Here is a 12742-nt window from a genome sequence, read left to right as displayed (position 1 = left end):
CGCATTTATTTTTCTCAGCCTTTCCGGGAGTGACCTCCAAGTCAACACGGATGTTATGAACAATCCTCAAACAATTACCTTGGCGTTGACGGGTGCATCGGGCATGCCGTACGGTATTCGTTTGCTGGAAATGCTGTTGCGGGAAGGTAAACAAGTCTACCTGCTGTATTCCAAAGTGGCGCAGATCGTTGCACAACAAGAAATGGATCTGGCGCTGCCCTCCAGCGCCAAGGAAACGGAAGCTTTCTTTAACCGCCGTTATCAGGTGCCGGATGGGCAGCTGCGGGTGTTCGGGCGCGAGGAATGGTTTGCGCCGGTTGCTTCCGGTTCTAACCCGGCCGATGCAATGGTGATCTGTCCTTGCACCATGGGTACCATGGCTGCGGTCGCTGCCGGTTTGAGTCAGAATTTGATCGAACGCGCAGCCGATGTCATGTTAAAGGAACACCGGCCGCTCATTATTGTCCCGCGGGAAACGCCATTTTCCGTCATTCATCTGGAAAATATGCTCAAACTGGCGCGAAGCGGTGCGGTTATTTTGCCAGCCAATCCTGGTTTTTATCATCATCCGCAAACGGTGCAGGATTTGGTGGATTTCGTCGTGGCGCGTATTCTGGATCACCTGGGCGTCAAGCATGACCTGATTGCGCGCTGGGGAACGGGTAGCTGACGCTCGCTATATTCTCCGGTTGTTACTCAGGCGCATCTTGCAGTATCGAAGCGGGCATTAGCTGATGATCCTTAGTGCGAAAAATTCCTGCTTCGGTTACCACATAATGCATCGAAATGTCGTGTGCCTGCGGATAAATACTATCGAGCCGTTGCAGCTCAAAAGCCACGCCAATGGTGAGCGGCTGGTGTTCGTAAGTAGCTAGGGTGCGGTCAAAATAGCCGCTGCCGTAACCTAGCCGGTAACCATGCTGATCAAACCCGACCATCGGTATCATCAAGGCATCCAACCGGACAATCGGGGTTTCCAGTGGGACCGGAATACCGTAAGCGCCGTTTTTCATCGGTGTATCCGGCGACCACTCGCGGAAACAAAGTGGCTCGTTTTTGCCGGTTATTTCCGGCAAAGCCAGGATGGCGCCCTGCTGCAAACAATACTGAGCGATCGGGCGAGGATCGTATTCGCCACGAAATGGCCAATAAATCCCGATGATCATTTTTTGCGGCTGCGGCAAACCTTGCTTGAGAAAGCCGGTAATGGCCTGGCTCCATTGCTGGTGGATTTTTGCCGGTATGGCTTCGCGGGCCGCGATTAATTGCTTGCGCTGCTGTTTTTTCCATTCCGGTAAATTGTCCATAATCCTTGACCTAAATATCCGCAGTTGGGCGATCAGACACAAAGTTTTGTTTTAACAGTTTTCTGACCGGCGCCGGAATGCCTTGTTCAAGCGCATCAGCCGGGTTGATCCAGATTGATTCCGTTTTTGTAATCCCGGAATTCGACACAACATGCAGCAAACGCGGATGAATGCGCAGTTTGAAATGCGTAAATTGATGATCCAGAACCGGTAACTCAATCGGCGAGTGAGCCTTGACGCCAAGCTGATGCTCGCAATAATGAATCGCATCGGTAGCGGTTTCGATTTCCGGAGGGCACCACAATGCTCCCCAAATACCTGAAGAAGCTCTTTTTTGCAAAAGTAATTTCTGCTGCCACATCAGCAATAAAAATACGGTTTCTTTTTGTGGCAGCGCCTTACGGGGTTTGGCAGCCGGTAATTGATCCACACGTTGTTCCTGAAATGCAGTGCACTGTGACCGTAGCGGGCAGACTTCACAGCGTGGAGTTGTGCGTATGCAAACCGTAGCGCCCAGGTCCATGAGTGCCTGCGTATAGGTTTCAATCGCACCGTCGCCGTAGTCAACGGGTAGTGATGCTTCCGCTTTTTCCCACAGTAGGCGCTGAACTTTGGTTTCTCCCGGATAACCGCTAATGCCGAAATAACGCGTTAAGATTCGCTTAACATTGCCATCCAGAATCGCTTCGCGCTGGCCAAAAGCAAAAACGGCGATAGCAGCGGCGGTGGATCGCCCGATTCCCGGCAGTTGCTGAATAATTTCCCGCGTCGCGGGAAATTGGCCTTGATGATCTTGCATAATCCTTTGAGCCGTCCGATGCAGATTGCGCGCGCGAGAGTAGTAGCCAAGTCCGCTCCACAAAGCCAGCACCGCATCGAGCGGCGCTTGTGCCAGGCTTGCAACGGTTGGGAATGTCTGCATAAACCGGGCGTAATAAGGAATGACTGTATTGACTTGTGTCTGCTGCAACATGATTTCAGATAGCCAAATTGCATAGGGATCGCGACTCCGTTGCCAAGGCAAGTGGTGACGGCCATGGTCGTTATGCCAATGGATGAGCCGGGATGCTATGAACGACATGAGAACTCAAATGCGCTGGAGCGGATGACCTGGAGAAGCTGTCATAAATGCTATGTGGCGATCACTCTTTGGCAAGATTTACGGGAAAATAACTTCGCTGAATTTGGCATTGGGGGTTAGCACTTCCATTTTGGCGAGATGGATTAATTCGACTTGTTGCCGCGAATCGCTATCGATCACCAGACATTCATGTTTCTCGGGGGAGTTGACAATATCGATGGCTTTTCCTTCGATAATTTGATCGTTTTTTAAGATGAGTTTCAGCCGGTAGCCGTACATGCAAGCAACTTCCACAAAATCATGAAGATCGCATGAAATTGCGTCTTGAGTCATGGTGATAAATCCTTAAATGATAGTATGAGGGCATAATATACACGATACTAAGGCCGCAAAATCAAATTATGGAAATTCTAAAAACACTGGCTTTATTCATCGTTACTGCGCTCGCTGAAATAATCGGCTGTTATTTGCCGTACCTCTATTTGAAAGGAGGCAAGCCGTTCTGGTTGCTTTTTCCCGCAGCGGTCAGCTTGGTGATATTTGTTTGGTTGTTGACACTGCATCCACAAGCGGCTGGCCGTGTTTATGCCGCTTATGGCGGTGTTTATATCTGTGTGGCGCTGATGTGGTTGTGGGCGGTCGATGCTATCCGCCCGGCAATGACGGATTGGATTGGAGTAGGTATCTGCTTGATCGGGGTAATCGTTATTATGTACGGAAGACAACTGGGCCGGTATTTATAGCAAAACTGACTGGCGTATTCCGATGCTACAAGTTGTTTCAAACGATTATTTGACTTTTCTTATTTGTTCCTGCTTGATGATATAGCGTTGGATCATCGCTTCCATGCTGGCTGTCAGCTCGATAAACTGACACCCTGCGCGCATGCAATTTTGTCCGTTGCGTAAAGTGATTTCATAGGTGTTCTTTACCTGAATGTTGACCGTAATCGTGCCAATATCGGGAAGAGAAATTTTGCAATCGCTATAAATCATACCTGGATCAAAATTGATGATTGGATGATGATCAATCACGGCGATTCCACCGCAGCTGATATCGAGCAATGCCACTTCAGCATTGGTGGATTGATCTTTCCCCGGAATTGGAATGACGCATTTAAGGGGTTTGGCGATGGGAGTGGTAATGCGGAAGTGATTTCTTCTTTGTATGCGTAACAGTGACTTAGGAATATTGACCGCAAAAGCATCTTTACCGTCAAACTGAATTTTTCTGATTTGATCACAAATAAATTCTATTTTTACTCTATTTTGCGTGGTTACAAAGACCAATGCTTTGGAATGCAGTGTTTTTTGACAATGTTTGTCATCGATCCCGTAATCAATCACCATTTCTTTTTTATTCGCATCGATTGCGAGAATTGAAGTCAAAATAAAATCACTGGCGTAATCGGGATAGAGCGTGATTAATGAATTTGTTTGCATAATCCCCCGCAGAATAAAAAGAATATCGATTTCCGAATGGATGCGGAAATTTTCGCTCATTTCTTCTCGAGAGAATTGAGTGGGTGTAAATACGGTAGGCTCTTCGGCGACTTGATCGGATGTATGCAACATTTTTAGTTCTCCAGAATTTTCTGTGTAATCTTTTTGTTCAGGCTATTTGCGGTTGAAGTTGCTTTGCCTTGCTCCAATTTGTAAAGCCATGCTAATAATTCCGCGACAGCGAGGTAGAGTTGGGGCGGAATTCGATCGTCAAGGTTGACTTGCATGAGTAGCGCGACCAATTCACTCGATTCGTGAACATAGATTCCGCTTTCTTTGGCGCGTTTTATAATCTCTTGGGCAATCAGACCGCGGCCTTTGGCAACTACTCTGGGAGCAACTTGCCCTTCGCGATAAGCGAGTGCAACCGCAGTAAGATAAGACTCATTTTCCATCATACTCGACCTCTACTGCGCGAATATTTAACCCTGCGGATTGCATGCCGGTGGCGAGCGGTAATTGATTACCTTTCAATAAACCGGCAGTATCTAATTGCGCAGCGTTCAGTTTGATGCTGATGCCATTTGCATTCAGCGCAATGCTGGCGGTAATATCACCCAGTTGCGGCATCGATAAACGAAGCTGTGTACGCCACTGCGCTGCTTGATCGAGCTCATTTTCCTGCGCCTTTTCGTCTGCGGGCTGTTCATAAATATCCCATTCCATCGACTGGCCTTGCCAGACTTCGCCCCGCCAAAGCAGATGACCGGTCTCCAAAGTGGTCAGCTGTTGTTGCACTAGCGGAATTGCCTGGGCGTGCACCGGCATCTCCGGACTTACCGAAGCTTGTACAGCCACTTTGGCAGTAGATAAATCAGCCGCAACCAGCATTAATTTTCCTTGAGGTTCTTGCTGCAAGTTTTCAAGTGTATTTTCTCCATTAACCCATTGTGCTTGGTGTGATTCATAGAATAAACCACTTTGAACAATTGCTTTTTGTAATAAACTGGGTAAATCAGTGCTATTTATTGGTGTACTGGTCAGGATAGGAGCGGAGCTGCTGAGTGATTGTGTGGCCGGGGTATTCGGTGCGTTTGCAGGTGCTTGACTTAGGATGTTTTGCATCAGCGCTCCCAAGAAACGTCCGGTGGTGCTTATGGATGTATTATTTGTTTCACTATCCGGCGGTGTATCGCTCAAAGCCAGAAACTCAAGCTTCGGTTCATTTGAAATGAAAACGAGCTGCAGTTTGTTACCCGGTTGAAAATTTTCAGGCAAGTGCATTTGTAATGACCTGCCTGCAACCAATACCCGTGAATCACCATTCAATAAGCGGGACTCAACTAGCGCTTGATACTTTTGACCTTGTATGAACTCTGCGGGAGAGGTTTGTGAATCGAGTATCGCCGTTACGGGCGTAACGGGGGCGGTTGGCTTGATTTGATTTGAAATTGCGGCTACATCTGTTTTAATTATGGTCGGAATCACGACAACTCATCTTCAATCTAAATAATGAATTGGAAGAATTCTGAGTGCGGCATATTGTTTCTATGTGTATTTATAGATTGTTAACAGGTTGATAAGCTAGTTGAAGATCGCGTGTACGACTATTCGTGTAGAGCATATCTTGCAGTTTCATCATCCATGGTTCTGTGATCGCTCTGATTTGCGCATCATCAGCCAATATTTGATGGATAATTTTTACTTTCTTTTGAAGTAATTCTTCGTCTAATATGGGTTCCTGATCATTTTCAATAAGTACTTCGGTTAATTGTCTGCATTCCTGTTCCAATTGTATTAATTGATCCCACTCGCTATTTTGCGCTGCTGCCAGCATTTTTCCAGTCGTTGCTAAAATAGCATCATATGTTTTCAGTGTTTGTACACTATTCATTTATCTTTGTACCCTTATTTTTATTACAGAATTGTGAGCTAGACTGCGACTGCTTTGATTGCAGTTTGTGTTTCACCGGTTTGTCCAATTTCTTTCCAAGCGCCATGCAATTCAGATAGCAATTTGCTGACCTCATTGACAATTTCAAGATTATTCTGGATATTGGCAACTAGAAGCCGATATGCCATGTAATCGTACAGTGCTTGAAGCTTAACTGCTAAATCACCACCGGCATTCATATCCAAGCTTGCTTTCAGGCCGTGATCAATAATCATGATAGCTTTTGAGATCATTTGACCTTTTTCGGCAATTTCATTGTGGTGCATGTGCATTTTTGCTTTTGCCAAGGCTTCTTGCGCACCTTCGAATAACATCAAAATAAGCTTGTGCGGATCGGCCGATTCAATTCCTGTTTCAACGCCAACACGTTGATAAGCGGATATCGCACTATTCATGGTTGTATACATTCTGTACTCCTTTATTTATTGACGAGACTGGTTACTAGTTATTCTGATTTTGGTAATCTTGATAATTGCTGTTGTAAAAAATTGCTGGTTTGCGTCATGCTGGCAATGGTTGTATCCAATGCGGTAAATTGAGCGCGTATTCGTTTTTCTGTGTCAGCAAGACGCTGAGTTAGAGTTTCTCGTTGTGTGCCTATATCTTTGATAGATGAATTTATACCATCTATGCGGCTGTCAAGAAGTTGGCCGTTTAGCATTCCTCCCACCAATTTATTCAATTTCGCTGCAAAACCATGTGCGAAATCTATATCCCCTCTTGCACCTGTGCCACCTCCAGTTATTTTGAGTATGAGCCCGCTGCTATCAGCGGCGCCAGTTAGAGTTTGACCAGAACCTGTTGCCGTGATGCCATTTATCGTGCCGGCTACGTTTACTCCCGCAGTTTCAACGGGTGTGCCGAATAGATCCGATTTACCATTTCCACCCGTTATGGATACGGTTGAGGCGGAGCCATAACGATCCGAGGTAATAGCTAGATTTCCAGCAGACTGACTGACTGTTACTTTGATTCCTGCAGAGGAAATTGCAGACGAGCCATTAATTCTCGATTGAATCTCAGCTGCCAGAGAGGTTGCTGTATAAGTACCGGCTGCAAGGGTTATATTGGCATTAACGCCATCAATGGTGAGATTCAGCGAATCATTAACCCCAGTATTGATGGTTAATGCTGCTGCGGTGCCGCCTACTGCGGTGCCTTGTGTTGCAATTTGGCTGATATTCAGTGCATATTTGCCATTGACGGTTTCGGGTTTAGCGCTGGTAAATGAAACGAGGCTGTCGCTGGTTTTCCCAACAGAGGCAAATAGAGTTGAGATGTCTTTGGTTGGATCATTCAGTGCTTTTGATAGCTTGGCTGAATCCAATTTAAGTGTTCCATCTGACTGAAAGGAAATGCCGGTTTCTGATAATAAGCTTAAACCCCCACCCGCAGTAGTCAATGGATCGGAAATTGCATTACGTATTTGTGTTTGAATTGATCTAACTGTTGAATCCCCGGTTAAAATTGATGCTTGCTTTGTTGCTGCATCATATTTCGAGAGACCAACGATCGTTTTATTTAAATCATTAAAGGATTTTACAAATGATGACACAACATTCTGGATACCCGCTGTATCTCGCGATAAATTTAAGGTAGATGTGGTGCCAGGATTTGCTTTTAATAAATTTAATGTGACACCCTCAATAGCATCCGTAATATTGTTTGATGCTTTGCTGATTGAGATACCATCGATAACCAGTGTGGCATTGCTAGCAGCTATAGTTTGAGTCAGGTTAGTCGTCCCACCAGTCGATGCATCGTAAACAAGCTGGGAGAGTCCGGTGTTATCCGTATTGTTCCCATCGGTATCAGTCGCAGTTATTTTCAGAGCATTACTTAAACCAGTATCTTGAGACGCAACAACTAAGCGATTGCCTGTTCCATCATTGACTATACTGGCGGTTACTCCCGCATTGGCTTGATTAATTGCATCGCGAATACCGGATAGCGATGAATTGCTTGGGGAAATGACAATAGACTGTGCGGCTTTATCCGGATTAAGTGTAAATGCACCGCTATTGTATGTGCCAAATTGTATCGTTAAAGTGCCGCTGCCGACCGTGGCGCTGGTGTTTGCAAAGTTAGCCGATTTTAATTTTTGAGCTTGAGCGAGTGTCTGAATTTCTACAGAATGACTTCCTGTGACCGCTGACGATGATGCGCTTGCATTGGCCAATGTTGTATCAGAGAAATTAGCCGTTACGGCGGTAAATTTTGCCGGATCGGACAGTGCCACAAGGTTGCTTTGAAATGACGATAATGCTCCCTTCAGGGTACCAAAAGCGGTTAACCGGGTTTGCTGTTTAGCTTCTTTGGCATCGAGAGCGGCAAGCGGCTGGCTTTCCGCCTTCATTAACTGACTGACTATGCCATTGACATCTAAGCCTGATCCAATTCCTGGAGATGAAAGCATTTTTGGGCTCTATCCAATATGATTGTAATTATGCTTTTCCGTTGAATAACAATCCTTGGACTTTGTCTAAGGTGCGGGCTATTTCAACAGCTTCTTCTGATGGAATCTGGCGGATAACTTCTTCAGTATGCACATCCATTACTTTAATAATTGTTTTCCCGGTATCCTCATCAATCGAAAATCGCAAGTTGTGTGCCAAGTTATCTACAGTACCTTGAATTTTTTGGACGGCCTGTTTAACTTGATCTTCGGATTTCGGGCTGTTATTAACTTTGGAGCCTGTGGTTGAAACTGGCGATGCAGTTACATCCGCATTAGATATGGATGATTTTCGAGATGTCGATAATGGCGGCGAAGATGGTGGAAGTGCGCCGATAGTATTTATTTGATTGATAGTCATGTTGTAACTCCTTAAAGTTGATAGAAACGCGAAATATTTCTTGAATTTCGCGCTCTATCAGCTTTATTTAATACGAAGTATCATCTGTTACGATCTGTTTAGCGTAATAATGATAGAACGTTATTGGGTAGTGAATTTGCTTGCGCCAGAATCGCTACACCTGCTTGTTGCAGAATTTGTCCGCGTGTTAGGTTGGCAGATTCTGCGGCAAAGTCAGCATCTTGAATCCGGCTGCGAGAAGCAGAAAGATTTTCCGACGCTGTTTGCAGGTTTGCAATGGTTGAACTGAAACGATTCTGAATTGCGCCCAAATCACCACGTGAACTATTGATGGCTTTTAAAGCTTCATCCAGTGTTTTAATTGCTGTTTGTGCGTTGGTTCCGGTAGATATATCCAACGTGGCAACAGAGTTAAAAGAACTGGAAGTGGCACCAAATACATCAGCATTTCCACCGCTGACAGATATTTGACCACCAGCACTAGCGAGTTCAACAGTACCCGTAGCAATCGTAGAATCGGTTGCTGCACCGCCTGTTAATGTGGTTGTAGTGGCTCCAGCAACTACATTAGCTGTTTTTGTTGCGCCAGTATTATTAAAGTCCTGGATTCCTATATCTCTACCATCAGCTGTCGTCAATGTAATAACTGATTTGTTGGTCGGGGATGCGAATGAAGCAGTAACACCAGTTAGCGATTGCAAACCATTTATGGCAGAAGCTAAACCACTTAGATCGGAGGTGTCAGTAACGGTAGCGGAAACAGTGTTACCGTTTAAATCGAAGGATACTGTACCAGCGGAAGCGATGCTGCCTAATGTTGCGCTATTGGTAGCTGTTGCCGTAATACCTATGCTGGAAGCAGAAGCGTTAATGGCGGCGGCTATCGCTTTTGCGTCAGATCCTACTGCGTAACCAATATTACCCGTGGCTCCTTTATTGTTGGAGAGCACCAAAGCGGCTTCAACCGTAACGCCATTACCCGCTGTGTTATCGGCACCAGCCGCTGTTGTGGTATTTACAGCAGTTCCATTGGTAGTCAATATATGACTGCCTAATGCAGTAGCGCGTGCATCAGAGATTGAAGAAATATTAATGGTTTGGTTTGCATTAGCGCCGACCTGGAAGCTTTGGTTTAGGAAAGAGCCATCCAGCAAGTTCAGACCGTTAAATTGTGTCTGACTGGCGACACGGGTTACCTCAGCACTTAATTGAGCGGCTTCAGCTTGTAGTGAGGCGCGATCACTGGCACTATTAGTTGCATTGGCGGACTGTACTGCCAGTTCGCGAATACGCTGCAAGTTGTTGCCAATTTCACCAAGTGCACCTTCAGCAGTTTGCGATAGAGAGATGCCATCGTTCGCGTTACGTACAGCTTGGTTTAAACCGCGAATTTGTGAAGTCATCCTTTCCGAAATCGCCAGACCTGCAGCATCATCTTTGGCGCTATTGATACGTAAACCGGATGATAAACGTGTCAATGATGTATTCAGCGCGGTTTGTGATGTATTTAAGTTACGTTGTGCATTTAATGAGGCTACATTAGAGTTAATGATTTGTGGCATTTGGGTTCTCCTTTTTGATAACTATTTGTTTTGGCATAATTGCCATTTACGACGTTGGCTGCCCTGCAATCCAAGAGGGTGTGTAACCACCGTTGATTGCAGTTATCGGAAATCATTTTGAAAAGTTTAGGATTTTACTTTCATGGTTTTTGTCCAATTGATTGGTTAATATGAGCTATTCATGGTGTAAAATGATTTTCTCTCGTAAAATTATCTTGTAAAATTGGGAATATATTCAGTTGTTTAATTTGACAAGTTAAGAGAAGTTATATGCTATATCGACTTCAACCGGTAATATGCTGAGATGATTAATGAAGAGAAATTGAACATACTGATGGTCGAGGATTCCGAGAAGGATATCGATCGGGTGTTGCAAATACTTTCGCAAGGCGGTTTTAAGACCGATTGCCTGTGTGTCACTACGGCTGAGGCTCTGCATGAAGCACTGATGACCCGGGATTGGAATGTAGTGCTATCGGATTATGATTTACCTCGATTGAGTGCTCAGGAAGTTTTGCAAGTCATAAAAAGCAAAGAGCTCGATATACCGCTGATTATCATATCCAGTCACGTAGGTGAGGAAGCAGCAGAACATATCATGGCTTTAGGTGCTTATGATTTCATGATGAAATCAAATCTGGCTCGATTGGTACCGGCAATCCGGCGCAGCTTGCACGAAGTTGAGAATTATCAGCGTTTCATTACCACACAAACTGCTTTACAGAAGAGCGAAGCGCTTTTTCAAGTGATCACCTCCAATCTTCCTGGCGTGGTATTTCAATTTTTATTATCGGGTAAACATCAGGCAAGTTTTCCTTATGTAAGTGATGCCAGTGAGACATTATTGGGATTGCCGCCCCAGATGCTGATGGATAGACCGGAACTGTTTCCGGAATTAATCTTGCAAGAAGACAAAAAAACTTATCATCAGCTAATGGTTACCTCTGCAGAGCAGTTATCAACCTGGAACTGGGAGGGCTGTATTCAGGTTAAAGGTGATAGTGATATCAAATGGATCAGCCTGCGTGCGACGCCCAGGAGAGTGTCGGATAATGCAACACTCTGGGATGGCATCATGATTAACATTACGCGCAATAAGCTGGCGGAGAGAGAAATCGCGCGCTCCCGCGAACAGCTGGCGGAATTATCGTCTTATTTGCAAAGAGTCAAAGAACAAGAGCGTGCGCGTATTGCGCGCGAAATTCATGACGATATCGGTGGCACATTAACCGCCATTAAATGCGAGTTGTTTCCCTGCATGGATTCAACGGCCAGAAAGCAGGAATTTTATCAACAAAAAGCAAAATCGATCGAATCGCTTGTGGATCGGGTGATTGATAGCACCCGGCGGATTTCGCTTGATTTACGTCCGGGGATTTTGGATTGCGGCATAGTAGCGGCTGTTCAATGGCAAGCAAAAGAATTCAGTGACCGGAATGGCATTGCCTGTAAAGTTTCGTGTGAAGAAGATGAAATATCGTTAGACTCGGATTTGGCGATAGCGATTTTCCGTGTTTTCCAGGAAGCGCTGACAAATATTTCCAAACACGCCAACGCTTCCCGGATACAAGTGAAGCTCATTGAATTAGAAGGACTGGTTTTGCTTGAAGTGATTGATAATGGCCGCGGTATTACCGATATCGATATGGAAAAGCAGGATTCATTCGGAATACGAGGCATGCGCGAGCGTTGTCAGCAATTGAAGGGCAATTTTCATATATCTGGAGAGAAGGGAAAAGGAACGAAAGTCACTATTCTCATACCGACAGGTAACCCGGAATATCAGTCCGGGCATGTGATTGGACTGGAGAGTGAATTGGAACGGCCGGTACAGCTAGAAACAATGAAAAAGAAAAAGAAGGTTTCTCGGCTCTAGAAGCCGGAGGTATCCATGATAAGTGTGATGATTGCTGATGATCATGCAATTGTTCGTCAAGGTCTAAAACAGATACTGAGCGAAACCGATGACATCAAAGTAACCGGTGAGGCAGAGACGGGATTTCAAGCAATCAAGATTGCACGGCAGCAAGATTTCGATGTCATGCTACTGGATATTTCTTTACCGGACAGAAACGGTATTGAAATTTTGAAGCAAATAAAGAAAGACAGGCCAAGTCTGGCCGTTCTCATGCTCAGCATGCATAACGAACACGAATTTGCAATTCGCGCACTGAAAGCAGGTGCATCCGGCTATCTCAATAAACAAAGCGCGCCCGCTCAACTGGTAGTGGCAATCCGCCAAGTAGCTGCCGGTGATAAGTACGTGAGTCCGGTGGTGGCGCAAGAACTCGCGAACATCATTAACACGGATGTCGACAAACCCCTCCACACCACGTTATCCGACCGGGAATATCAAACCTTATGTTTTATTGCCGCGGGTAAAACATTGTCAGAGATATCGGCTGAGATGTTCCTCAGCCCCAAGACAGTCAGCGTGTATCGAGCCCGTTTGCTGGAAAAACTCAAGTTAACTAATAATTCTGAGCTCATTCGCTATGCAATTAAAAATAGATTGGTCGACTGATTTCTCATTGTTGTCGCGGGAAGCCAATTTTTAATCTATTTTCGGGCTTTCTCATC

15 protein-coding genes are annotated in these 12742 nt (G+C 45.3%); 4 read left to right on the top strand and 11 right to left on the bottom strand.

From position 1 onward, the window contains the following. The first annotated feature begins 55 nt into the window (after positions 1-55). Positions 56-670 (top strand): flavin prenyltransferase UbiX, encoded by a 615-nt coding sequence (locus tag R2083_RS11225; RefSeq protein ID WP_317538489.1) that lies wholly within the window; start codon positions 56-58, stop codon positions 668-670. 22 nt (positions 671-692) lie between these two features. On the opposite strand, the gene R2083_RS11220 is transcribed toward R2083_RS11225, so the two are convergent. The 3 genes from R2083_RS11220 to R2083_RS11210 form a co-directional block, all read right to left on the bottom strand. Further along, entirely contained in the window at positions 693-1307 is a 615-nt protein-coding gene (locus R2083_RS11220) for a 5-formyltetrahydrofolate cyclo-ligase (protein WP_317538488.1), read from the bottom strand. Positions 1308-1317: 10 nt separating this feature from the next. Next, positions 1318-2388, bottom strand: coding sequence for an A/G-specific adenine glycosylase (mutY, locus tag R2083_RS11215; RefSeq protein ID WP_317538487.1), 1071 nt, complete (start codon positions 2386-2388; stop codon positions 1318-1320). A gap of 78 nt (positions 2389-2466) precedes the next feature. After that, a complete protein-coding gene (locus R2083_RS11210) occupies positions 2467-2721 on the bottom strand; it encodes a Rho-binding antiterminator (protein WP_317531337.1) in 255 nt (84 codons plus the stop codon). 68 nt (positions 2722-2789) lie between these two features. Here R2083_RS11210 and R2083_RS11205 point away from each other — a divergent pair, with 68 nt between their 5' ends. Beyond that, the gene (locus tag R2083_RS11205) at positions 2790-3131 is read left to right on the top strand and encodes a YnfA family protein (RefSeq protein WP_317531336.1); all 342 of its coding nucleotides are present in this window, start codon (positions 2790-2792) and stop codon (positions 3129-3131) included. 45 nt (positions 3132-3176) lie between these two features. On the opposite strand, the gene R2083_RS11200 is transcribed toward R2083_RS11205, so the two are convergent. The 8 genes from R2083_RS11200 to R2083_RS11165 all read right to left on the bottom strand — a co-directional run bounded on the left by R2083_RS11200 (position 3177) and on the right by R2083_RS11165 (position 10162). Beyond that, positions 3177-3962, bottom strand: a complete 786-nt coding sequence (locus tag R2083_RS11200) for a flagellar brake protein (protein WP_317538486.1) — start codon at positions 3960-3962, stop codon at positions 3177-3179. 2 nt (positions 3963-3964) lie between these two features. Next, positions 3965-4288 carry an EscU/YscU/HrcU family type III secretion system export apparatus switch protein gene (locus R2083_RS11195; RefSeq protein WP_108698705.1) on the bottom strand — a complete coding sequence of 108 codons (324 nt, stop codon included), beginning with the start codon at positions 4286-4288 and terminating at the stop codon, positions 3965-3967. Beyond that, positions 4275-5318: a flagellar hook-length control protein FliK gene (locus tag R2083_RS11190; protein ID WP_317538485.1), complete on the bottom strand. Its 1044-nt coding sequence runs from the start codon at positions 5316-5318 to the stop codon at positions 4275-4277. The genes R2083_RS11195 and R2083_RS11190 overlap by 14 nt, the downstream gene beginning before the upstream one ends. Positions 5319-5388: 70 nt before the next feature. After that, positions 5389-5724: a flagellar protein FliT gene (locus R2083_RS11185; RefSeq protein ID WP_317531333.1), complete on the bottom strand. Its 336-nt coding sequence runs from the start codon at positions 5722-5724 to the stop codon at positions 5389-5391. Between the two features lie 38 nt (positions 5725-5762). Further along, positions 5763-6191, bottom strand: a complete 429-nt coding sequence (gene fliS, locus R2083_RS11180; RefSeq protein WP_132428147.1) for a flagellar export chaperone FliS — start codon at positions 6189-6191, stop codon at positions 5763-5765. 38 nt (positions 6192-6229) lie between these two features. After that, the gene (gene fliD / locus R2083_RS11175) at positions 6230-8200 is read right to left on the bottom strand and encodes a flagellar filament capping protein FliD (protein WP_317538484.1); all 1971 of its coding nucleotides are present in this window, start codon (positions 8198-8200) and stop codon (positions 6230-6232) included. A gap of 28 nt (positions 8201-8228) precedes the next feature. Further along, positions 8229-8600 carry a flagellar protein FlaG gene (locus tag R2083_RS11170; RefSeq protein WP_317531331.1) on the bottom strand — a complete coding sequence of 124 codons (372 nt, stop codon included), beginning with the start codon at positions 8598-8600 and terminating at the stop codon, positions 8229-8231. Positions 8601-8698: 98 nt separating this feature from the next. Further along, positions 8699-10162, bottom strand: coding sequence for a flagellin (locus R2083_RS11165; protein ID WP_317538483.1), 1464 nt, complete (start codon positions 10160-10162; stop codon positions 8699-8701). Between the two features lie 322 nt (positions 10163-10484). On the opposite strand from R2083_RS11165, the gene R2083_RS11160 reads away from it, so the two are divergent. Beyond that, a complete protein-coding gene (locus R2083_RS11160; RefSeq protein ID WP_317538482.1) occupies positions 10485-12038 on the top strand; it encodes a histidine kinase in 1554 nt (517 codons plus the stop codon). 15 nt (positions 12039-12053) lie between these two features. Further along, positions 12054-12686, top strand: a complete 633-nt coding sequence (locus tag R2083_RS11155) for a response regulator transcription factor (RefSeq protein WP_107803953.1) — start codon at positions 12054-12056, stop codon at positions 12684-12686. Positions 12687-12742 lie beyond the last annotated feature (56 nt).

This window comes from Nitrosomonas sp. Is35, from assembly GCF_033063295.1.
Classification (GTDB): Bacteria; Pseudomonadota; Gammaproteobacteria; order Burkholderiales; family Nitrosomonadaceae; genus Nitrosomonas.
The sequence above is the reverse complement of the archived record's forward strand: the minus strand, read 5'-3'. Positions and strand labels throughout refer to the sequence as shown.